This window comes from Nocardioides sp. OK12 (assembly GCF_024341885.1).
Taxonomy (GTDB): domain Bacteria; phylum Actinomycetota; class Actinomycetes; order Propionibacteriales; family Nocardioidaceae; genus Nocardioides; species Nocardioides marinisabuli.
On the sequence record NZ_BNET01000003.1, the window covers coordinates 1 to 21,110 of the forward strand.

Here is a 21,110-nt window from a genome sequence, read left to right on the forward strand (position 1 = left end):
AAACTAATTCGTCGACTATGACACACTGTTGAGTTCTCAAGAATCAGACGCACACCGTCCCAGCACCTCTCGGCACCGGCGGCGGGGCTCTGTGCTCGTCGTCGCAGCGGGCTGCGATCTGAGCGGTGGTCGTCCTGGGGCCGGGAGCCCGGCCAGACCGGCCTTGCTCCCCGCCGCTCCCTGGCGACATGGAAAACATTAGGCGAACGTCCGCTGGACGACAAATCGAGTGGGCGTGACCCGGAGCACATACGCGTTTGCGCAGGTCAGAGGGGGTGTGGCCGTTCCTGGCGTGCGTCGGGCAGCAGCTCGCGGGTGTCAGCGGGCGTGCGGCACCCCGCCAGCCGCATGGCCTCGACGGTCTCGTCGAGCAGGGCGGCGTGCCAGCGCGCCACGCCCGCCTCGCCGTCGACCAGGGCGTGCAGCACCGGCCGCCCGACGAAGACGGCGTCGGCGCCGGCGGCCAGTGCGGTGAGCACGTCGAGGCCGCTGCGCACTCCCCCGTCGACGTAGACCTCGGCCTCCTCGCCCACGGCCGCCCGGACGTCGGGCAGCGCGTCGGCGGTGCTGACGCTGCGGTCGAGCTGGCGCCCGCCGTGGGTGGAGACCCACACCGCGGCCGCACCGGCCTGGACGCAGCGTCGGGCGTCGTCGCCGCGCAGGACGCCCTTGACCACGACGGGCAGACCGGTGCGGTCGCGCAGCCAGTCGATGTCGTGGGGTCCCAGGTCGAGCGCCTTCTCCGAACCAGGTTGGTCGTCGTGGCCCGGGCCGAAGTTGACGCGGGTCCACGCCGGGTCGGCGACGTCCCAGATCAGCGCCTGCGTGGGGTGCCAGGTGGCGACCACCGGGGTGTCCACGGTCAGGACCACCGCAGCGGCACCGGCCTCGACGGCCCGGTCGAGCAACGGGCCGGCCAGCGTGCGGTCGGAGGGCAGGTAGACCTGGAGCCACCAGGTGACCCCGGTGGCGGCGATGTCGGCGAAGGTGCTGCCCGCGTTGCTCGAGACCACCATCACCGCGCCGGCCGCCGCGGTGGCGCGCGCCGTGGCCACCTCCCCGTCGGGGTGCACGGCCTTCTGGAGCGAGGTGGGGGCGACGCCGAAGGGGGCCCGACTGGTGCGACCGAGCAGCGCGACGGAGGGGTCCACGTCGGTGACGTCGCGCAGCACGTGCGGGTGCAGCCGCAGCCGGCCCCAGGCCTGCGTGGCCTCACCCGCGGTGACCGAGGCACCGCTGCCGTGCTCGACGTACTCGCGCAGCGGGGTGCTCATCGACCCGGCGGCGCGCGCCGGCAGACCCGCCAACCAGCTGCCGCCCGGGTCGCCCACCTCAGACGACCTCGACGCCCTTGAAGCTCTTCTTGCCCTTGCGCAGCACCAGCCAGGTGCCGCCCAGGAGGTCCTCGGCCCCCGGCACGTGCTCGGGGTCCTCGACCCGGACGTTGTTGAGGTAGGCGCCGCCCTCACCCACGGTGCGCCGTGCGTCGCCCCGGCTCTTGGCCAGGCCGGTCTCCACGAGGAGGTCGACGACCGAGGGCAGGCCCTGCTCGCCCCGCACCTGCAGCACGCCGGTCTCGCGCAGCGCCGCCCCCAGGGTGTCGGGGCTGAGCTCGCGCATCTCCCCGCCGCCGAAGAGCGCCGCCGAGGCGGCCTGGATGCGGGCGGTCTCGTCGGCGCCGTGCACCAGGGAGGTCATCTCCTCGGCGAGGGCCTTCTGCCCGGCCCGCAGGAAGGGCTTCTCGGCGTGCAGCGCCTCGAGCTCCTCGATGCGGGCGTGGTCGAGGAAGGTGAACGCACGCAGCAGCTCACCGACCTTCTCGTCCTCGACGTTGAGCCAGAACTGGTAGAAGGCGTAGGGCGAGAGCATCTCGGGGTCCAGCCACAGGGCGCCGCCCTCGCTCTTGCCGTACTTGGTGCCGTCGGCCTTGGTGATCAGCGGCGTCACGAAGGCGTGCACCCGGGCCCCGTCGGCACGGCGCACGAGCTCGACGCCGCCGGTGATGTTGCCCCACTGGTCCGAGCCGCCGAGCTGCAGCGTGACGCCGTGCGCCCGGTGCAGGTGCAGGTAGTCCATCGACTGCAGCAGGATGTAGGAGAACTCGGTGTAGCTGATGCCGTCGTCGAGGCGGTTGCGCACCACGTCGCGCGCCAGCATCCGGTTGACCGGGAAGTGCTTGCCGATGTCGCGCAGGAAGTCGATCGCCGAGACGTTCTCGGTCCAGTCGAGGTTGTTGACCATGGTCGCGCCGTTGGCGCCGTCGAAGTCGAGGAACGGCTCGACCTGGCTGCGGATGCGCTGCACCCAGTCGGAGACCGTCTCGACGGTGTTCAAGGTGCGCTCGCCCGAGTCGCGGGGATCGCCGATCATGCCGGTCGAGCCGCCGACGAGCACGAAGGGCGTGTGGCCGGCGCGCTGGAGCCGCATGGCGGTGACGATCTGCAGCAGGTTGCCCATGTGCAGGCTCGGCGCCGTGGGGTCGAAGCCGACGTAGTAGCGGACGCTGTCCTCCGCGAGCGCGGCGCGCAGCGCGTCGCGGTCCGTCGAGTGCGCGACGAGACCGCGCCACTCGAGGTCGTCGAGGAGGGTGGGGTCGATGCTCACGTCTGTGCCTTCTCCGCAGGCGGGGTGCGGACGGACCGTCCGCCGGACGGTCCCAAGCCTGCCTCATCGCCGACCGGGCCGACCACCCGGTTGGCCCGCGACGCCCTATCCTCGGGCACATGGAGGTCGGGCGGGCGTGATCGCGGGCAGGTACACCCTCGAGCGGGAGATCGGTCGAGGCGGCATGGGCGCGGTCTGGCTGGGCCGCGACGAGATGCTGGGCCGGGCCGTGGCGATCAAGCGCCTGGGGGCCGTGCCGGGCCAGGACACCGACGACCGCGAGCGCGCCGAGCGCGCCGAGCGGGAGGCCAGGCTCGCCGCCCGCCTGAGCCACCCCCACGTGGTGGCCGTCTACGACCTGGTCGAGCAGGACGACGAGCAGTACCTGGTCATGGAGCACGTCGACGGCACCAACCTGGCGGGCTACCTGCGCGCCGAGGGACCGCTCTCCCCCGACCGGGCCGCCGAGCTGCTCGGACAGGCCGCCGAGGCGCTGGCCGCCGCCCACGAGGCCGGCATCGTGCACCGCGACGTGAAGCCCTCCAACATGCTGGTCACCGCCGACGGGCAGGTGAAGCTCTCCGACTTCGGCATCGCCAGGGCCGAGGCGGACCCCTCGCTGACCCGGACCGGGCTGGTGACCGGTTCCCCCGCCTACCTGGCACCCGAGGTGGCCTCGGGCGCCAGCGCCACCGCCCGCAGCGACGTCTGGTCGCTGGGTGCCTCGCTCTACCACGCGCTGGCCGGGCACCCGCCGTACGAGGTGAGCGACAACGTGCTCGGTGCGCTCTACCGCATCGTGCACGAGGAGCCGCCGCGCCTCGAGCAGCCCGGGTGGCTGGGGCCGCTCCTCGAGGCGACCATGTGCCGCGACCCCGAGCAGCGCTGGGACATGGCCACGGTGCGCGACGTGCTGCAGCGCGGACCCGGCTCCTCGGCGCCCACGCCCCCGGTGCCGCGCCGCCACGACACCCGCTCCCTCGAGACGATCGCGCCCGTCACCACCGGCGGGCACCCCACCGTCATCCCCTCGGCCGAGCCGCCGACCGGGCCCGCGACCGGGCCTGCGACCGGGTCGGGATCGCCGTCCGAGCGGCGACGCCGCGGCGCGCTGGCGCCGCTGGCGCTGGGCGCCGCCGTGGTGGCCGTCCTGGTCGTGATCGCCTTCGCCGTGGGGCAGGGCCGCGACCCGGGCGACGACGAGGCGGCCGGCACCGACCCCACCAGCACCGCCGGCAGCACACCCGAGGACACCGGCTCCGCGCAGCCCGAGCGGCCGAGCGCCGAGGACATCGAGGAGTTCGCCAGCGGCTACGTGAGCACCGCGGTCGCCGACCCCGAGGAGGGGTTCGCGCTGCTGACCCCTGCCTACCAGCGCGCCAGCGGTGGGCTGGACGGCTACACCGGGTTCTGGGGCAGCGTGCGCGAGGTGAGCGACTTCGAGATGGTCGAGGCCGACCCGGCAGCAGGCACGGCGACCTACGACTACACCTACCAGCGTGCCGGGGTCGGCACGGTCAGCGAGCGGGTCGAGCTCACCCTGCAGCAGCAGCCGGGAGGCGGTCTGCTCATCTCGGGCGCGCGCACGTTGTGACGGCGCCGGAGGGCCCTGAGGCCCTAGGGTGTGGCGGGGCGGGAGGTGCGATGACGACTGGCGAGGTGTACCGCGACATCGTCGAGCGCTCTCCCGACGGCATCTGGGTCGTCGACCTGGCCGGCCGGACGATCTACGCCAATCCGGCCATGGCGCGCCTGTACGGCGTGGAGCACGACGAGATGCAGCGCGTGCCGATGCAGGCGACGCTCGACGAGGTCGGTCGCACCCAGCTGGAGGCGCACCTGGCGCAGGTGCGCGACGGGCACGTCGAGGACGACTCGGTCGAGGTCCAGCTCGTGCGCCGCGACGGCAGCATCGTGTGGGTGCTGGTGCGCGAGTGCGCGGTCCGCGACGAGGCGGGACGACCGACCGCGGTGCAGATGACGTTCAGCGACTACGACGAGCGTCGCGCCGCCGCGCTGGCCCACGAGGAGAGCCTGCGACGGCTCGAGGAGGCCCAGGAGATCGCCCGGATCGGGGCCTGGACGTGGGACCTGGGCACCGGCGAGATCCTGGGCTCCGAGCAGATCGACCGCCTCTTCGACACCGACGCCACGAACGAGCCGTGGACCCTCGACCGCTTCGTCGAGAAGGTCCACCCCGACGACCGGGACCGGGTGCGCGCCATGGTGGCCGACGGGCTCGCCGGCAGGGGCGACCTCGACTTCACCGTGCAGGTCCTGGTGGGCGAGGAGTGGCGCTGGGCCCGTGGCCGCGGCGTCCTGCAGGACGACCCCGACCACCCCAGGATGATCGGCACCCTCCAGGACGTCACCGAGAGCAAGCAGACCGAGCTCGCGCTGGCCGACCAGGCGGCCCAGAACACCTTCATGCAGACCGTCTCGACCGCGGCCAACGACGCCGAGACGTTCGACCAGCTGCTGCGCCAGGCACGCGACCTGGTGCTGCTGCACGACGACTGGGAGCGGGCCCGCGCCTTCACCGTCCGCGAGGGGCGTCTGGTCCCCTTCTACGTCGACGCCGACGCAGCCGACGAGGACCGCGCCGACCCGGTCACGGCGCGTGCCGAGCTGGCGCTGGCCCAGCGCGTCCTCGAGGAGGGCGGGGTCCTGTGGGACCAGGCGCGCCTGACGATCGCCTTCCCGGTGGTCCTGCTCGACGAGGTGTGGGCCGTGCTCACGATCACCTCCGCGCCGCCGCTCTACCGCCACGCCATGATCGAGCAGATGGTGGAGCACGTGTCGATGCAGATGGCCCGCGTCGCCTGGCGCGAACGGGTCCGCCACGAGCTGGCCGAGGCCCGCGACCAGGCGATGGAGGCCTCCCGGCAGAAGTCGGAGTTCCTGGCCACGATGAGCCACGAGATCCGCACCCCGCTCAACGGCGTGATCGGGCTCAACGACCTCCTGCTGCGCACCTCCCTCTCCGGGGAGCAGCAGCGCCTGGCCGCCGGGGTGCAGGTCGCCAGCCGCGCCCTGCTGGGGGTCATCAACGACATCCTCGACTTCTCGAAGATCGAGGCGGGCCGGCTCGAGCTGGAGGTCCTCGACTTCGAGGTGCGCCCGGTGCTCGACCAGGTGGTGGGCGTGCTGGCCGGCCAGGCCCGCGCCAAGGGGCTGGAGCTGACCCTGTCGTGCGCGCCCGAGGTGCCCCGGGTGCTGGCCGGCGACCCCACGCGCATCGCGCAGGTGCTCACCAACCTCGTCTCCAACGCCGTGAAGTTCACCGAGCACGGCCGTGTCGACGTCGACGCCACCGCTCGGCCCGGCGAGGACGGGGACGGTGGCGGGGACACCACCCTCGTCGTCACCGTGACCGACACCGGCATCGGGGTGCCGCCCGACAAGGTCGCCGGGCTGTTCGACCCCTTCACCCAGGCCGACGCCTCCACGACCCGCATGTACGGCGGCACCGGCCTGGGCCTGGCCATCTCGCACGAGATCGTGCAGGCGCTCGGCGGCAGCCTCGAGCACCGCCCGAACCCGACCGGTGGCGCCGTCTTCACCGCGCGGGTCCCGCTCGCGCCCCCCACCGGCGACGTCGTCGACGCCGCCGACGAGCAGGCCCGCGCGCTGCTCGGCGGGCGCCGCGTGCTGGTGGTCGACGACAACCCGGCCAACCGCCTGATCCTCGTCGAGCAGCTCGGCTGGTGGGACCTGGAGGTCGAGGTGGCGGCGTCGGTCGACGAGGCGCTGGCCGCGACCGCCCGGGCCGGGCGCGAGGCGGCGCCGTACGCCGCGGTGCTGCTGGACATGGCCATGCCCGAGCGCGACGGCCTCGACCTGGCCCGCACCCTGCGCGCCGACCCCGCCCACGACGCGACCGTGCTGCTGATGCTGACGTCGATGACCCACCTCGGCACCGCGGAGCTGCGCCGGGCGGGTCTCGACGACTGCCTGGTCAAGCCGGTGCTCTCGGGGGTGCTGCGCACCACGCTGCTCGAGCACCTGGCGACCGCCCCGGCCGAGGCGGGCCAGCCCCAGCGCCCCGGTCGTCGCCACCGCGTGCTGGTCGTCGAGGACAACCCGGTCAACCAGATGGTCGCCGGTGGGCTGCTCCAGCACCTCGGCTACGACCACGACACCGTCGACGACGGCCGGGCGGCCGTGGAGGCGGTGGCCGCCGGCGGCTGGGACGCGGTGCTGATGGACGTGCAGATGCCCGTGCTCGACGGGTACGCCGCGACCCGGTGCATCCGCGCGGCCGAGGCCGACGCCGGCGCGCCCCGGCTGCCGGTGATCGCGATGACCGCCGCCGCCGTGGAGGGCGAGCGCGAGCGGTGCGCCGAGGCCGGCATGGACGACTACCTGACCAAGCCGGTCGACCCGGCCGCGCTCGCCGAGACCCTCGCCCGCTGGCTCGACGCCGCGCCCGACCCCGCCACCGACACCCAGCACCACCTGCCACCCGGCACCGAACCCCAGGAGACCGCGATGAGCGAGCCCGTCCCGCCCACGCACGACCCCGCGCTGGCCGGCATCGACGTCGACCGGCTCGAGATGCTGCGCGAGCTCGACGAGGACAGCACCGACTACCTCGACCGCGCCATCGCGAACTTCTCCCGCAACTGCGGCGAGGCCATGACCGCGATGGGCGACGCGATCGCCGCGGGCGACGCCGACGCCCTGCGCCAGGCCTCGCACAAGCTCGCCGGCGGTGCGCTCAACCTCGGCGTGACCTACGCGGGCGAGGCGGTGCGGCGCATCGAGCAGGTCGCCGACAGCGGGACCGTCGAGGGCGCCGCCGACCTGCTGCCCCAGGCCGACGAGGCGCTCGAGCGGGGCCGCGCGGCGCTGGCCTCCTACCAGGAGTGGTACCGGGGCCTCAGCGGCTGACCGGCTCCGTCGTCGTGCTGCCGGGGTCCTGGGCCTCGACGACGTCGTCGCCGGTCCAGGCGCACGAGCCCTCGGTGCCGCGGGCCCGGTCGGGGTCGGCCTTGCGCACCGAGCGCTCGGGCGGGTCGATGGCCCGCGCCACCGTCGCCCGCACGTGGTCGTAGTCGGGGTCGCCGGAGGAGAAGCGCTCCGAGGGCTTGAAGACCACCGAGCGGACCTTGGCGTCCTTCATCCGCAGCCCCAGCTCGACGAACGGCGGCAGCAGGTCGCGCGGGATGTCGGTCGTCACGATGTCCATGCCGGCCTCGGCGAGCCCGGTGTAGCGGCGCAGCAGCGTCATCGGGTCGGCGGCCTCGATGATGGCGTCGACCGCACAGCGCTGCCGCTCCATGCGGCGGTAGTCGTCGGAGCCGTAGCGGCCGCGGGCGAACCACAGGGCGTGGAACCCGTCGAGGTGCTGGTCGGGCCCCGGTTCGATCCACGCGGTCGGCTCGATGCCGGCGTCGGTGTTGCCGTTGACGGCCACCGGCTCGTTGACGTTGACGGTGATGCCGCCGATCGCGTCGACCACCTGCTCGAACCCACGCAGGTTGACCAGCACGTAGTAGTCGACGTCGATGCCCAGGGAGCCGGCGACGGCGAGCTTGAGGGCGTCGGCGCCCTCGTCGGCCCCCTCCTCCGCGCTGGCACCCAGGACCCCGGGGTGCAGCAGCGGCACCTGGCCGTAGACCGCGTTGAGCATGTAGCCGGCCGGATCGCCGTAGCCCGTGAAGCCGTCGGGGTAGAGCTCGTGCAGCACGCTGCCCTCGGGGAACTGGGCGTACATCATGTTGCGCGGCAGCGAGAAGAGGACCGTCTTCCCGGTGGCGGTCTCGATGCTGGCCAGGATCAGGCTGTCGGTGCGCACCCCCGCGCGGGAGTCGGAGCCGTCGCCGCCCAGGAGCAGCACGTTGACGCGCTCGCGCCCGCCCCAGGGGTCGGCCACCGTCACGTCGCGCGGGATGGTGGCGCTGCGCGGGGCCTCCTCGAAGACCGTCTCGACGAGGTCGGCCTGCACCGTGGCGTAGCGCGCCGCGACCCCGAGCGGAGCACCGACCAGGACGACCAGCAGCAGCACGAAGGCGTGGCCGGCCACGGTCGCGGTGCGCGAGCGGCGTACGGGACGGGCCTGGCGATAGGTGAGCCAGACCGTCAGGGCCCAGACCACCAGCCCGACCAGCGCCACCGCGGCCAGCACCTTCAGGCGCCCGGGGTCCATGGCCAGGTCGATGAGGGCGCGCAGGTCGGCCGCCCGGCTCGCCATCCCGACGGCGTACGCCGCCGCCACGCAGCTGGGCACGAGCACCAGCAGGCCCAGCAGCGTGCGACCGGTCCAGACGAAGCCGGAGCCCGGGAGCAGGGCGCCCATCAGGGTCACCCCGACGGTGCCGGGCAGCCCCTGCGCGCGCCGGCGCGACGGGGGGCGGCGACGCTTGCCGCGGCGCGGTGGGGCGCTGGGCTCGTCCATGACGACCTCGCTGGCAGGGGAAGACGGGCGCTGGGAAGGTACCAGCCGCGCCGGGCCCCGACGGGGACCTCGGCGCGGGGCTCGTCAGGCTTTGCCGTCGTGCGGCTCAGCGGCCGGTGAGGCGTCCGGTGGCGACGTCGCGGTGCAGCGCCACGTCGGCGGCGTACACCTCCTCGACCAGGTCGCGGGTGGCGGCCGAGACCTCGTGCTGGCGCTCGGGCGAGACGTTGCGCTGCTTGAGCTGGCTCTTGCGCGCCTTCTTGGGCCCCAGGCACTCGTGCAGCCAGGCCAGGAAGTCGTCGAGGTCCTCGTAGCGGTAGAGCCGGTCCACGCCGGGGGCGCCATCGGGGCCGGTGACGTAGCTGGACTGCGAGGGCAGGTCGATCTCGCCGGTCGACACCCGGCCCACGAACTCGTCGAAGCTCATCTCGCCGGTGTACGTCGCGGTGCCGACGATGCCCGGCCGCGAGCGGTAGCGCCACCACGACGACATCCAGGACACCGGGTCGCGCACCAGGGCCGCGACCTCGTAGCCGGTGCGCGGGTAGCCGTGCTCGTCGAGCAGCGGGGCGATGTCACGCTCGAAGCCCTGCACCCCGACGTGCTTGAGCGAGTGCGGGCCCGAGGTCACGAGCTGGGCGTGCTTGGCGAAGGCCGCCTCCAGGGCGGTGGAGCCCGACTTGGGCACGGCGAGGACGACGAAGCCGTACTTGGGGGCGGCGATCATGGCTCCAGTCTGCCGCGTGGCCGGCCCTCACCCCACAGGGGCCTTGGGGCGGTGGTCGCCGGTGGGTAGCGTCACCGGCATGGAATCGAACGCACGTACGAACGACGTCCCCGCCGAGCAGCCCGATGTCCTGGGTGCCGAGCGCCCCGACCCCAGCGCCACCGAGAAGGACCCCTCGGACTGGGTCAGCGGCGACGAGCCGGCCACCGGTGCCCAGAAGAGCTACCTCGACACGCTGGCCCGCGAGGCCGGCGAGACCATCGACGCCGACCTCACCAAGGCCGAGGCCTCCCAGCACATCGACCGGCTCCAGACCGGTGACCAGGGCGGCGGCCAGAACAGTGACCAGAGCGGTGACGCGCAGGGCTGAGCGGCGCGGCGCGCGACGGGGCGGCACGACCGGCCACAGGATGGGCCCATGAGCGAGCACCCGTCCACCGGCGACCGCGACCACGCGGACGATCCCTCGCGCTCGCGCGGCAGCACCGACGGGCCGCTCGAGGACGAGCTCGAGGACGCCATCGACCGCCAGCTCGACGAGGGCGTGCAGCGGATGGGCCGCGGCGTCGTGGCCACCGCGGTCACCGGCTTCTTCGGCGGTTCCGAGGTGGCCTTCGGGGTGCTGGCGCTGCTCGCGGTCTACCACGAGACCGGCAGCCACCTGCTGGCCGGCATCGCCTTCTCGCTGGGCTTCGTGGCGCTGCTGCTGGCGCGCTCGGAGCTCTTCACCGAGGGCTTCCTCATCCCGGTGGTGACGGTGGCCGCACGACGGGCGCGGTTCCGCTCGCTGCTGCGGCTGTGGGGCCTCACGCTGCTGGGCAACCTGCTCGGCGGCTGGGTGATCATGTGGCTGGTCGTGCAGGCCTTCCCGGCATACCACTCCGACCTGGTCGACATGGGCACCCACTTCGTCGACGCGGGCCTGTCGCTGGAGACCTTCAGCCTCGCCGTGCTCGCCGGCGCCGCCATCACCCTGATGACCCGCATGCAGCAGGGCACCGACGAGATGGTCGCCAAGATCATCGCGGCCGTGGCCATCGGCTTCCTGCTCGCGGGCCTGCAGATGTTCCACTCCATCCTCGACTCGCTGATGGCCTTCGGCGCCCTGCACACCGGCGAGGCCGGCTTCGGGTACGCCGACTGGGCGCGGTGGTTCTCCTGGACCGTGCTCGGCAACATGGTCGGCGGCATCGGGCTGGTGACGCTGCTGCGCCTGGTGCGCAGCCGCGACCGCGTCGCCGCCGAGCGCGAGCGGGCGGCGTACGACGCGAGGGGCTGAGGGGGCCTAGCCCGAGGAGTCGCGCACCCCGCCGCCGGGGGTCACCTCGGCCTCGCCCGAGATCGCGGCGCGCAGGCTCGGGGTGGCCTGCAGGACGACGATGTCGGCCGGCATCTCGATGCCGGCCCCGTCGAGCGCGGCCTTGACCGACCGGATGGCGGCGTCGGTGGCCAGCACGACGTCGTGCTGGTCGGGCGCGCACCAGAAGCGGGCCTCGATGTCGACCGTGGAGACCCCCAGCTGGGTCACGACGGCCTCCGGCTCGGGGGTGTCGTCGACGCGCGGCAGGTTCTCCTCCAGCGCCGCGCGGATCACCCGGCACGCCTCGCCGGTGTCGTTCTCGTAGGCGATCCCGACGACGAAGGCCACCCGGCGGCTCGGGAAGTGGGTGCGGACCGTGATGACCGCCTTGTAGACGTCGCGGTTGGGGATCAGCACGAGCTGTCCGTCGAAGGTCCTGAGCCGGGTCTCGCGGATCGTGATCGCCTGGACGGTGCCGGAGACCTCCCCCACGCTGATCTGGTCACCGGAGCGGAACGGCTGGCGCAGGATGAGCAGCAGGCCGGAGAGCAGGTTCTCCAGGATGTCCTGGAACGCGAAGCCGGCGGCCACCGAGAAGAACCCGAGCCCGGCGAGCATGTTGACCGGCTTGACCGAGGGGAAGACCAGCACGACGGCGGCCATCACCGCGAGGAACAGCAGCACCCAGCCGGCCAGCTTGCTCATCACCGTCGTGAAGCTCGGGGTGTGCCGCGAGCGCAGGAGCCGCTGCAGGACCCACCGCAGCCCCCGCGACAGCAGGTACCCGAGCACGACGACCCCCAGGGCCAGCAGCACCCGGGGCCCGGCCCCGACCAGCGCGTCGAGCAGGTCGGTCGCCTTGTCACCCATGCCGGGCACAGTAGCCCCAGGCACGGCGATCCCCTGGTAGGGCGGGTGGGGCTCGAACCCACGACCCAAGGATTATGAGTCCTCTGCTCTGACCGGCTGAGCTACCGCCCCTCGGCGTCGTACCTTAGCCAGCCTCCCCCACCGCGGGTGCCGCCGGGCCCGGGAGTTTCATCGGGTGCCCGACAGATCTCCTGGCGGGAGCATGAACCTTCATGGTCCCGGCGACAGGTGCATCGGGTGCCCGATGAAACTCCCCCGCGGGCGCCCGCCCCCCGGCGGAGGGGATGCGCGGCCGGGCGGGGCGTGCCAGTCTCGGGGGATGTCGCAGCCGACCGAGACACCGCAGCCCCTGGAGCACCTCGACGAGACCTGGCAGCGGATGCTGTGCGTGGTCGCGCACCCCGACGACCTGGAGTTCGGGGCCGCAGCGGCGGTGGCGCGCTGGACCGGGCAGGGCAAGGAGGTCGCCTACTGCATGGTCACCAGCGGCGAGGCCGGCATCGACGCGCTGCACCCCGACGAGGCCAGGCCGCTGCGCGAGCAGGAGCAGGTCGACAGCGCCAGGGTCGTCGGGGTCGACGTGGTCGAGTTCCTCGGCCTGCCCGACGGGGTGCTGGAGTACGGCGTCGCGCTGCGGCGGGTGATCGCCGAGGTCGTGCGCCGCCACCGCCCCGACATCGTGCTGACCGGCAACTTCCGCGAGACCTGGGGCGGGCGCAACCTCAACCAGGCCGACCACATCGCCGTCGGCCAGGCGGTCCTCGACGCCGTGCGCGACGCCGGCAACCGCTGGGTCTTCCCCGAGCAGCTCACCGGCGAGCGCTCCGTCGGCACCCTCGAGCCGTGGGGCGGGGTGCGCGAGGTGTGGGCGTTCGGCTCCCCGCAGGCCACCCACGCGGTCGACACGACCGACAGCTTCGACGCCGGCGTCGCCTCCCTCGAGGCGCACCGGGCCTACATCGACGGCCTGGGCTGGGAGGACTTCGACGCCCGCGAGTTCCTCGAGGGCATGGCCCGCGCGAGCGGGCAGCGCCTCGGCACGCCGCTGGCCGCGCCCTTCGAGGTGTTCCCGATGGGCTGGGGCGAGTAGCCCCGCCAGCAACGCCGAAGGGCCCGCCGCGACGATGTCGCGTGCGGGCCCTTCGCTCTCTGCTCCCCCGGTTGGACTCGAACCAACAACCCTCCGATTAACAGTCGAATGCTCTGCCAGTTGAGCTACAGGGGATCGGTGCAGCGCGCACACAGTAGCAAGGTGCCCGGGCGGTGAGAAATCGAGGTCCTCAGCCGCCCTCGACCTGCTGGCGGGCCAGGGCGAGCGCCTGCTCGGCCGCCTCCCGGACCGCCGGATCCGCGGGGTCGACGCCCTCGTCGTACTCGTAGAACCAGCGCACCGGCTCGCGCCCGGACGGCGCCCGGCGGGCCACCACCCGCAGTCCGCGGCGCGGGCCGAGGGAGACCTGGTGCTGGTAGACCATGCTGGCCGTCACCCGCTCGCGGACCAGCTCCAGCAGGCGGGTGGCCTCGTGCAGCACCAGCTCGTGCTCGACGCGCTGCTCGCCCCACGAGCCGACCTCGCTGACGCGCAGCGTGTCGGTCTCGGCGTCCCAGTCGGCCGCCTCGACCTGCTCCCAGGGCAGCCGGCGCACCGGTGCCTGGCCCCGCCGCAGGTAGAGCGCATCGCGGCTGCCGCCGACCACGGGGCCGTCGGGGCCGTCGGGGCCGTCGGGGCCGGCCCAGGCCAGCAGCCGCTCGCCGCGGGCGACGCCGAGGTCGGGCCGGGCGGCACGCCGAGAGAACCTCATGCGCCCACCACCCGGTCGCGCAGCGCGCGGCGGTGCTGCTCGAGCGCGGCCAGCTCGCCGAACATCCGGTTGTAGCTGTCGGGGTCGTCGACGGGGTTGGTGCGCTGGAGCCGCGACTTCACCTCGGTGATCCGCCGTGCCGCAGTCAGCTCGAGCAGGCGCAGCACGTGGTGGCCGACGTACGCCGCGTCGGGCTCCTTGTCGGTCAGCAGCGGCTCGACGGCCAGCATCGAGACCGCGGCCAGCACGTCGGGGTCGCTGGCACCGTCGCGCAGCCGCCCCGCCCACCCGGGGTCGCCCGCACCGGCGGCCGGCCCGCCGGCGGCGGCCACGACCGCCCACACGCCGCGGTAGGTGGGGTGGGTGAAGTCGTCGGGCCCGATGTCGGCGGTGCTGCGACCGATCGCCATCGGGTGCTGCACCACCAGCTTCAGCGTCTCGCGCTCGAGCTCGAACCGGGGGTCGCGCAGGTCGGGCAGCGCCTGGCGCGCCGGGGCGGCCGGCTGCTCCCCCGCGTCGGGCGACTGGGCGCCGGTGGTGGCGCTGTCGCGCCGGTCGGGACGCCCGGACCTCTGCGGGCCGCGGGCCGCGGCCCGGCGCACCTCGGACCGCGCCTCGTCGGGGTCGGTGCCGACCATCTGCGCGAGCTCGCGCGAGAAGGCGTCGACCTTCGACTTGTCGCGCACGCTCGTGACCAGCTTGGCCCCCTCGCGCAGCGCGTCGACGCGGCCGTCGGCGCGGTCGAGGTCGAAGCGGGACACCACGTTCGAGAGCACGAAGCGGTAGAGCGGCACCCGGCGCGCGACCAGCTCGCGCACGGCGGCGTCGCCCTGCTGGATGCGCAGGTCGCAGGGGTCCATCCCGCCGGGCTCGACCGCGACGTAGGTCTGGGACACGAAGTTCTGGTCGCCGCCGAAGGCCCGCAGGGCCGCCTTCTGCCCGGCGGCGTCGCCGTCGAAGGTGAAGATCACCTCGCCGCGGAACTCCTCGTGGTCGTTGAGGAAGCGGCGCAGCACCCTGGCGTGCTCGTCACCGAAGGCGGTGCCGCAGGTGGCCACCGCGGTGCCGACGCCGGCCAGGTGGCAGGCCATCACGTCGGTGTAGCCCTCCACGATCACGGCCTGGCTGGACCGGCCGATCTCGCGGCGCGCCAGGTCGATGCCGTAGAGCACCTGGCTCTTCTTGTAGATCGGGGTCTCGGAGGTGTTGAGGTACTTCGCGTCGATGCGGTCGTCGTCGAAGATGCGTCGGGCACCGAAGCCGATGGTGTCTCCGGAGGCGTCGCGGATGGGCCACAGCAGCCGTCCACGGAACCGGTCGTACGGCGAGCGGCCGACCGCGACGAGCCCGCCGGTGGTCAGCTCGTCGACGCTGAACCCCTTCTGGCGCAGGTGCTTGAAGAGCGCCTCGCCGTCGCGCGGCGCGAAGCCGACACCGAACGTCTGGGCGGCGGCCTGGTCGAAGCCGCGCTCGTCGAGGAACTGGCGGGCCACGAGGGCGTCGGGCGTGGCGAGCTGCTCGGCGTACCAGGCCTGCGCCTCCTTGTGCGCCTCGACGAGCCGGCCGCGCTGGGGGCCCTTGGGCTTCTCGTAGGTGCCGTCGCCCTCGTCGCGCTGCAGCGCCACGCCGGACTTGTCGGCGAGGCGCTCGACGGCCTCGCCGAAGGAGAGCCCGTCGATCTTCATCACGAAGCTGATGACGTCGCCGCCCTCCTGGCACCCGAAGCAGTGGAAGAAGCCACGGGAGGGGGTGACGTGGAAGGAGGCGGACTTCTCGTCGTGGAAGGGGCACAGGCCCTTCATCGAGCCGCCGCCGGCGTTGCGCAGGGTCACGTACTGCGAGACGACCTCGTCGATACGGGCCTTCTCGCGCACCTCGGCGATGCTCTGCTCGCGAATCCTGCCCACCACGTCGGCGATCCTACGGGCGGGCGGGCGCGGTCAGTACTCGCCCGTCATCTGGTTGTGGAGGGGCTCCCCCGCGGCGTACCTCTCGAGCTGCTCGCGCACCAGCCGGTGGGCACGCGGCCACATGGCCGAGGTGGCGCCGCCGACGTGCGGGGAGACCAGCAGACCGGGTGCGTCCCACAGCGGGTCGTCGGCGGGCAGCGGCTCGGTGTCGACCACGTCGACGGCCGCGACCAGGCGGCCGGCGTGCAGCTCGGCCAGCAGGTCGGCGGTGACGACGACCGGCCCCCGGGCCATGTTCACCAGCAGGGCGCCGTCCTTCATCCGCGCCAGCAGGTCGGCGTCGACCAGCCCCCGGGTCTCGTCGGTGAGCGGCACGATGAGCACCACCACGTCGGCGTCGCCGACCAGGTCGGGCAGCTCGTCGAAGCCGTGCACCGGCCCCCGCTCGGTCTCCCTGGCGGTGCGCGCGACCTTGACGACCTCGCACTCGTTGGGCAGCAGCCGGTCCTCGATCGCCTGGCCGATCGCGCCGTACCCGACGAGCAGGACCCGCTTGTCGGCGAGCGAGGGCCGCCACCGGGTGTTCCACCGGTGCTGTTCCTGGTCGCGGACCATGCCCGGCACGTCGCGCAGCGCCGCCAGCACCAGCGTCAGGGTCAGCTCGGCCGTCGAGGTGTCGTGGATGCCGCGGCCGTTGCACAGGGTGACGCCCTCGGGGACCCGGCTGCGCACGTTGTCGACGCCGGCGCTGAGGGTCTGCACCACCTGGAGGCCGCTCATCCGCTCCAGCACGTCGCCGACCTGCGGCCCCATGGCGTACGGCGTCACGTAGAAGGCGACGTCGGCGACCGTGTCGGGCACGTGCTCGCGGGGGTCGACGACCTCGTAGCGCAGACCGCGGGGCACCTCGCCCAGCTCGGCGGGGTCGAAGGGCAGCCAGACGAGCGGCTCGCGCTGATCGGTCATGGCCACACGCTAGCCGCGGGCCCTGAGCTGTTCCCAGCGCGCCACCGCGCTCGCGTCGGTCAGCGAGGCCACCTGGTCGACGACCACCCGCAGCCGCTCGGCGTCGTCGCGGGCCTCGTGCCAGTCGTCGGCGAAGGGCCGGTCGAGGGCGTCGGGACCACGCTCGAGGAGCAGGGAGACCAGCTCGGCCATCAGCTCGCGCTGGCGCGACATCACCGCGATCCGGTCCTCGGCCTGCATCACGTAGTGGGCCGCGACCCCCTTGAGCACCGCGACCTCGAGGCGGGTGCGCTCGGGCACGACCAGGTCGGCGCGGTAGCGCACGAACGGGCCGTCGGCGGCCGCGAAGGTCGCGGCCTGCACCTCGCCGCAGAAGCGGCCGATCAGGTCGCTGGTCAGGTTCTTCAGCGCCGCCAGGCTGCGCCGCGAGGCGTCGTACGGCGTGGTGGGCCACGAGCCGACCGAGCGCAGCCCTGAGAGCACCTCGTCGAGCACGTCGTCGTCGGCGCCCGGCTCGTACCAGGCGCGGACGGTCGCCCAGACCCCTGCGGTGTCGAGCTCGGTGAGGTCGACGCGTCCGGCGACGGTGCCGTCCTCGACGTCGTGCACCGAGTAGGCGACGTCGTCGGCGAGGTCCATCACCTGCGCCTCGAGGCAGCGGCGCACCCCACCCCCGGGCACCGGGGCGCGCATCCAGTCGAAAACCGGCAGGTCGTCCTCGTAGACCCCGAACTTGTGCACCTCGCGCGGCGAGCCGTCGGCGTGCACCCCGCTGGGTGCCTCGGCGGCCCCGCGGGGCCACGGGTACTTCGTGCAGGCGTCGAGGGTGGCCCGGGTCAGGTTGAGCCCGACCGAGCGGCCCTCGGCGTCGATGGTCTTGGCCTCGAGCCGGGTCAGCAGCCGCAGCGTCTGGGCGTTGCCCTCGAAGCCGCCGCAGGCACCGCTCAGCTCGGCCAGCACCCGCTCGCCGTTGTGGCCGAACGGCGGGTGGCCCAGGTCGTGGGCGAGCGCCGCGGTCTCGGCGATGTCGGGCAGGCTGCCCAGCGCGCGCGACAGGTCGCGGGCCACCTGGGCGACCTCGAGACTGTGGGTGAGCCGATTGCGCACGAAGTCGTCGCTCTGCGGACCCACCACCTGGGTCTTGGCCGCGAGCCGCCGGGAGGCTGCGGCGTGCACCACGCGGGCGCGGTCGCGCTCGAAGGGGGTGCGCTCGGGCGCGTCGACCCGCTTGGGCGGCTCGGGCACCAGGCGCTCGCGCGCGTGCTCGTCGTAGAGGTCCAGGGCGTCCATGGCGCCGCCACCCTATGCGGTGCCTCCCCCCTAGACTCGCGCCGTGCTGCCCCTCGGAGGACCGGACCCCACGACCTGGGACGACCTCGCGCTGGCCGCCCGCAACCTCTTCGCCACCCACGCCTGGGCCAGCACGTGGTGGGGCGAGTACGCCGACGGCGCCACCCCGCACGTGCTCGTGGACGACCCGCAGGCACCCCGGGTGGTGCTGCCGCTGCACTCGCGCGGTCGTGCGCTGCGCCAGGTGCGCTGGATCGGCCACGGCCCGGCCGACCTGCTCGGGCCGGTGTGCGCGCCCGAGGACCTGCCCCGTGCGGCTCCCCTGCTGCGCGCGGCGCTCGAGGGCGGCGACCTGCCGGCCGACGTGGTGCTCCTCCAGGACTGCCCGGTCGCCGCGCCCTGGTGGGAGCCGTTCGACGCCCGCCCGATCAGCACCGAGGTGAGCCCGGTGCTGCGCTTCGCCGAGGGCCTGACCTGGGAGTCGTGGCTGGGCTCGAAGAGCAAGAACTTCCGCGGTCAGGTCAACCGCAAGCCGCGCACCCTCGAGCGCGACCACGACGTGGTGGTCCGCCTGGCCACGGCCGAGACGCTCGCGGGCGACCTCGACGCGCTCTTCGCCCTGCACGCCGCGAGGTGGGAGGGTGACAGCCCCCTGCTCGACCCCCGCCAGCACCGCTTCACGCGGGCCTTCGCCACGCTGGCGCTGGAGCGCGGCTGGCTGCGGTTGTGGTCGATGGACGTCGACGGCCGGTGCGTCTCGTCGCTGCTCACCTTCGCCTTCGGCCCCGACGTGTACTGCTACCAGTTCGGGCGCGATCCGGAGATGGACCGCGAGTCCGTGGGCTTCGTGCTCCTCGTGCACGCCGTGCGCGACGCGCTCGAGTCGGGCGCGCGTGAGTTCCGGTTCCTGCGCGGCGACGAGGACTACAAGTACCGCTTCGCCGACGCGGACGACCCGGTCGGCACCTACGCCCTGCCGCGCGGGCTGCGCGGCCGCGCCGCCGTCGCGCTGGCCGCCCGCCGCCGCGCGGGCCAGGACTGATCAGGCGCGCGCCGGGGCGGGCGCGTGCGGCGACTGCTCCACAGCCTCGGTGACGTCCTTGACCACCAGGATGCCCAGGACCGCGGCCGCCACCCACAGGGCCGATGCGACGACGTCGGACAGGTTGGCGTTCGCGAGGGCGGAGAAGTAGTCGGGGTCGGCAGGGTCCGCGCCACCGAGCAGCACCGAGGTCACGCGGTCGGCGATGGAGGCACCGACCACGCTGATCCACCACCACAGGACGACGTTGGTCGAGGGGCCCGAGCCGCTCCGGCTGCCCAGCCGCACGTCCTCGACCATCTGGTAGGGCCGCCACAGGTTGAGCACCGGCACGAACCACCCACCGATCGCCCACCCCGACCTGTGCTCCAGCCGCGCCGGGTCCATCCGGTCGCTGCGGTGGGCCTGGAACAGCCAGATGATCATCAGCACCAGCACCATGATGTGCAGGACGACCAGCACCAGCCCGGTGACGACGGTGCCGGCGTCGTACGCCGTCGCGCGGCCCTGGTCGATGGAGGCCGGGTCGGAGGCCCAGCCGGCGAAGGTGCGCCAGGCCCAGGACGAGAACACCGCGTTGACCGCGTTGCCGAGCAGCGCGAGGCCGAGGACCACCACCAGCGCTCGGGACAGGGTGGACCAGCCGGAGCTGAGTGCGGGTCGGGAGGACTGCGTCGTAGTGGTCACGAGCGGGAAGTATGGGGGCTCGCCCATCCCGACCCCAAGTCGGCCGAGCAGTCACTTCTGAACCATCGAGCAGTCAGGTTTGAACCCTCGACCAGTCACTTCCGCACCCTCGAAAAAGTTTTCGATCCACCTGTGGAAAACGGGGTTTGACCTGGTGCTTTGTCGGTGGCGGCTGAGATACTTCACTCATGTCGACCACCGCCGCGCACCCCGTCGGGAGTGCTGTCGCGCAGGTGCGCTCGGTGCTGAGCGAGGTCGCCGGTACGCCGTTGTGGTCGATGAGCCAAGGCGAGGCTGCTGAGGCGCTGGCGGAGGTCGCGCGGGTGGAGGCCATGTTGGTCGAGGTGCGCTCGGGGTTGCTGACCCATGCCGAGAGCGTCGGGGTGCAGGAGCGCAACGCCTCGCCGTCGTTGGCGGTCTGGCACTCCAACGTCACCAGGTCGACCAAGCGGGAGTCGTTCCGCCAGGTACGCCTCGCCGAAGGGCTCGCCCGACACGTGCTGGTGCGTGAAGCGCTGGGGCGTGGGGACCTGGTCGCGGAGCAGGCCTCGGTGATCTGTACGTCGCTGGACGCGCTGCCCGACGACCTCGAGGCGGCGGTCCTCGAGCAGGCCACGACAGCGCTGGTCGAGTTCGCGCAGGTGCACGACGCGAAAGCGCTGCGGGTGCTGGGGCGCCGCATCCTCGACGTCGTCGCACCCGAAGTCGGTGAGGCCTGGGAGGCCGAGCAGCTGGACCGCGAGGAACGCGAGGCCGAGAAGTCGTCGGTGTTCCGGATGCGCGAGGACGGCCACGGCCGCATCAAAGGCTCCTTCACCGTCCCGACCCTGGTCGGGCAGATGCTCGAGAAAGCCCTGATGGCGTTCGCCGCCCCCAAGCACCAGATCGCCAACCGGGCAGGCACGGACGAGGCACCGGAACCGGTACGCCGGCCCACCGCGCGGCGGCTGGGCGATGCGTTCGTCGAGCTCATCGAACGCCTCGACCCCAAGCGACTGCCCCGCGCCGGCGGAGTCAACGCCACCGTGGTCGTCACCATGACCCTCGCCTCGCTGCAGGGTGGGCTCGCCGCGGCTGCGCTCGACACCGGCGGCCGGATCAGCGCCGGGGCCGCACGGCGGTTGGCGTGCGAGGCCGGCATCGTCCCCGTCGTCCTCGACGGGGAGAGCAAACCGCTGGACGTGGGCCGGGCCAAGCGGTTCTTCACCAAGACCCAGCGCATCGCGATGGGCATCCGCGACGGCGGCTGCACCGCCAAGGGCTGCGACGCACCACCCGCGATGTGCCACGCCCACCACGACGACCCCTGGGCCCACCACGGCCTCACCGACCTGGCCCGCGGCCGCCTGCTGTGCCCGTACCACCACCGGCGCATCCACGACCCCGACTACGAGACCAGCATCGGTGGGGACAACCAGGTCACCTTCCACCACCGCACCTAGACCCCGCTCTTCCCTGCGTGAGCACCAGGACGGCGAACGCCGCGAGCCGGCCGGTTCGAACGAGCCGACT

Annotated in this window: 17 protein-coding genes and 2 tRNA genes; 7 read left to right on the plus strand and 12 right to left on the minus strand. The window is 73.3% G+C overall.

Annotation, left to right across the window (positions count from 1 at the left end; genetic code table 11):
• Positions 1–266 precede the first annotated feature (266 nt).
• Complete coding sequence (locus OCU29_RS07190; protein WP_261819381.1) at positions 267–1,331, minus strand: alpha-hydroxy acid oxidase; 1,065 nt, start codon at positions 1,329–1,331, stop codon at positions 267–269.
• Between the two features lies 1 nt (position 1,332).
• On the minus strand, positions 1,333–2,604 hold the full coding sequence (gene tyrS, locus OCU29_RS07195; protein WP_261819382.1) for a tyrosine--tRNA ligase: 1,272 nt from the start codon (positions 2,602–2,604) through the stop codon (positions 1,333–1,335).
• 136 nt (positions 2,605–2,740) lie between these two features.
• Between tyrS and OCU29_RS07200 the strand changes: the two genes are divergently transcribed.
• Both OCU29_RS07200 and OCU29_RS07205 read left to right on the plus strand, forming a co-directional pair.
• Positions 2,741–4,198 carry a serine/threonine-protein kinase gene (locus tag OCU29_RS07200; RefSeq protein WP_261819383.1) on the plus strand — a complete coding sequence of 486 codons (1,458 nt, stop codon included), beginning with the start codon at positions 2,741–2,743 and terminating at the stop codon, positions 4,196–4,198.
• 50 nt (positions 4,199–4,248) lie between these two features.
• Positions 4,249–7,497, plus strand: a complete 3,249-nt coding sequence (locus OCU29_RS07205) for a response regulator (RefSeq protein WP_261819384.1) — start codon at positions 4,249–4,251, stop codon at positions 7,495–7,497.
• Here OCU29_RS07205 and OCU29_RS07210 read toward each other — a convergent pair.
• A complete protein-coding gene (locus OCU29_RS07210; protein WP_261819385.1) occupies positions 7,487–9,004 on the minus strand; it encodes an LCP family protein in 1,518 nt (505 codons plus the stop codon). The genes OCU29_RS07205 and OCU29_RS07210 overlap by 11 nt on opposite strands.
• Positions 9,005–9,110: 106 nt before the next feature.
• The gene (locus tag OCU29_RS07215; protein ID WP_179616882.1) at positions 9,111–9,731 is read right to left on the minus strand and encodes a hypothetical protein; all 621 of its coding nucleotides are present in this window, start codon (positions 9,729–9,731) and stop codon (positions 9,111–9,113) included.
• 79 nt (positions 9,732–9,810) lie between these two features.
• Here OCU29_RS07215 and OCU29_RS07220 point away from each other — a divergent pair, with 79 nt between their 5' ends.
• Positions 9,811–10,101 (plus strand): DUF3072 domain-containing protein, encoded by a 291-nt coding sequence (locus tag OCU29_RS07220; RefSeq protein WP_261819386.1) that lies wholly within the window; start codon positions 9,811–9,813, stop codon positions 10,099–10,101.
• A gap of 48 nt (positions 10,102–10,149) precedes the next feature.
• Positions 10,150–11,010, plus strand: a complete 861-nt coding sequence (locus OCU29_RS07225) for a formate/nitrite transporter family protein (RefSeq protein WP_179616884.1) — start codon at positions 10,150–10,152, stop codon at positions 11,008–11,010.
• 6 nt (positions 11,011–11,016) lie between these two features.
• Here the strand turns inward: OCU29_RS07225 and OCU29_RS07230 are convergent, their stop codons facing one another.
• Together OCU29_RS07230 and OCU29_RS07235 are read right to left on the minus strand one after the other, a co-directional pair.
• A complete protein-coding gene (locus OCU29_RS07230; protein WP_261819387.1) occupies positions 11,017–11,901 on the minus strand; it encodes a mechanosensitive ion channel family protein in 885 nt (294 codons plus the stop codon).
• Positions 11,902–11,935: 34 nt separating this feature from the next.
• A tRNA-Ile gene (locus tag OCU29_RS07235) sits at positions 11,936–12,012 on the minus strand.
• 208 nt (positions 12,013–12,220) lie between these two features.
• On the opposite strand from OCU29_RS07235, the gene OCU29_RS07240 reads away from it, so the two are divergent.
• Entirely contained in the window at positions 12,221–12,991 is a 771-nt protein-coding gene (locus OCU29_RS07240; RefSeq protein ID WP_261819388.1) for a PIG-L deacetylase family protein, read from the plus strand.
• Positions 12,992–13,053: 62 nt separating this feature from the next.
• Here the strand turns inward: OCU29_RS07240 and OCU29_RS07245 are convergent.
• The 5 genes from OCU29_RS07245 to OCU29_RS07265 all read right to left on the minus strand — a co-directional run bounded on the left by OCU29_RS07245 (position 13,054) and on the right by OCU29_RS07265 (position 17,869).
• Positions 13,054–13,126 (minus strand) — tRNA-Asn (locus OCU29_RS07245).
• Between the two features lie 55 nt (positions 13,127–13,181).
• On the minus strand, positions 13,182–13,703 hold the full coding sequence (locus tag OCU29_RS07250) for a hypothetical protein (RefSeq protein ID WP_261819389.1): 522 nt from the start codon (positions 13,701–13,703) through the stop codon (positions 13,182–13,184).
• Positions 13,700–15,613, minus strand: coding sequence for a DNA primase (gene dnaG / locus OCU29_RS07255; RefSeq protein ID WP_261819390.1), 1,914 nt, complete (start codon positions 15,611–15,613; stop codon positions 13,700–13,702). The genes OCU29_RS07250 and dnaG overlap by 4 nt, the downstream gene beginning before the upstream one ends.
• Positions 15,614–15,643: 30 nt before the next feature.
• On the minus strand, positions 15,644–16,579 hold the full coding sequence (locus tag OCU29_RS07260) for a 2-hydroxyacid dehydrogenase (protein ID WP_261819391.1): 936 nt from the start codon (positions 16,577–16,579) through the stop codon (positions 15,644–15,646).
• Positions 16,580–16,588: 9 nt separating this feature from the next.
• The gene (locus OCU29_RS07265) at positions 16,589–17,869 is read right to left on the minus strand and encodes a deoxyguanosinetriphosphate triphosphohydrolase (RefSeq protein WP_261819392.1); all 1,281 of its coding nucleotides are present in this window, start codon (positions 17,867–17,869) and stop codon (positions 16,589–16,591) included.
• Positions 17,870–17,912: 43 nt separating this feature from the next.
• Between OCU29_RS07265 and OCU29_RS07270 the strand changes: the two genes are divergently transcribed.
• Positions 17,913–18,911 carry a GNAT family N-acetyltransferase gene (locus tag OCU29_RS07270; RefSeq protein ID WP_261819393.1) on the plus strand — a complete coding sequence of 333 codons (999 nt, stop codon included), beginning with the start codon at positions 17,913–17,915 and terminating at the stop codon, positions 18,909–18,911.
• Here OCU29_RS07270 and OCU29_RS07275 read toward each other — a convergent pair whose 3' ends face one another.
• The gene (locus OCU29_RS07275; RefSeq protein WP_261819394.1) at positions 18,912–19,598 is read right to left on the minus strand and encodes a DUF4328 domain-containing protein; all 687 of its coding nucleotides are present in this window, start codon (positions 19,596–19,598) and stop codon (positions 18,912–18,914) included.
• A 188-nt stretch (positions 19,599–19,786) separates the two neighbouring features.
• Between OCU29_RS07275 and OCU29_RS07280 the strand changes: the two genes are divergently transcribed.
• Positions 19,787–21,040 carry an HNH endonuclease signature motif containing protein gene (locus tag OCU29_RS07280; protein WP_261819395.1) on the plus strand — a complete coding sequence of 418 codons (1,254 nt, stop codon included), beginning with the start codon at positions 19,787–19,789 and terminating at the stop codon, positions 21,038–21,040.
• Positions 21,041–21,110 lie beyond the last annotated feature (70 nt).

Coding starts and splice junctions, on each gene's coding strand:
- OCU29_RS07225 (WP_179616884.1), top strand. CDS start 10,150: ATGAGCGAGCACCCGTCCACCGGCGACCGCGACCACGCGGACGATCCC.
- OCU29_RS07260 (WP_261819391.1), bottom strand. CDS start 16,579: ATGACCGATCAGCGCGAGCCGCTCGTCTGGCTGCCCTTCGACCCCGCC.
- OCU29_RS07220 (WP_261819386.1), top strand. CDS start 9,811: ATGGAATCGAACGCACGTACGAACGACGTCCCCGCCGAGCAGCCCGAT.
- OCU29_RS07240 (WP_261819388.1), top strand. CDS start 12,221: ATGTCGCAGCCGACCGAGACACCGCAGCCCCTGGAGCACCTCGACGAG.
- OCU29_RS07250 (WP_261819389.1), bottom strand. CDS start 13,703: ATGAGGTTCTCTCGGCGTGCCGCCCGGCCCGACCTCGGCGTCGCCCGC.
- OCU29_RS07280 (WP_261819395.1), top strand. CDS start 19,787: ATGTCGACCACCGCCGCGCACCCCGTCGGGAGTGCTGTCGCGCAGGTG.
- OCU29_RS07210 (WP_261819385.1), bottom strand. CDS start 9,004: ATGGACGAGCCCAGCGCCCCACCGCGCCGCGGCAAGCGTCGCCGCCCC.
- OCU29_RS07205 (WP_261819384.1), top strand. CDS start 4,249: ATGACGACTGGCGAGGTGTACCGCGACATCGTCGAGCGCTCTCCCGAC.
- OCU29_RS07215 (WP_179616882.1), bottom strand. CDS start 9,731: ATGATCGCCGCCCCCAAGTACGGCTTCGTCGTCCTCGCCGTGCCCAAG.
- OCU29_RS07265 (WP_261819392.1), bottom strand. CDS start 17,869: ATGGACGCCCTGGACCTCTACGACGAGCACGCGCGCGAGCGCCTGGTG.
- OCU29_RS07230 (WP_261819387.1), bottom strand. CDS start 11,901: ATGGGTGACAAGGCGACCGACCTGCTCGACGCGCTGGTCGGGGCCGGG.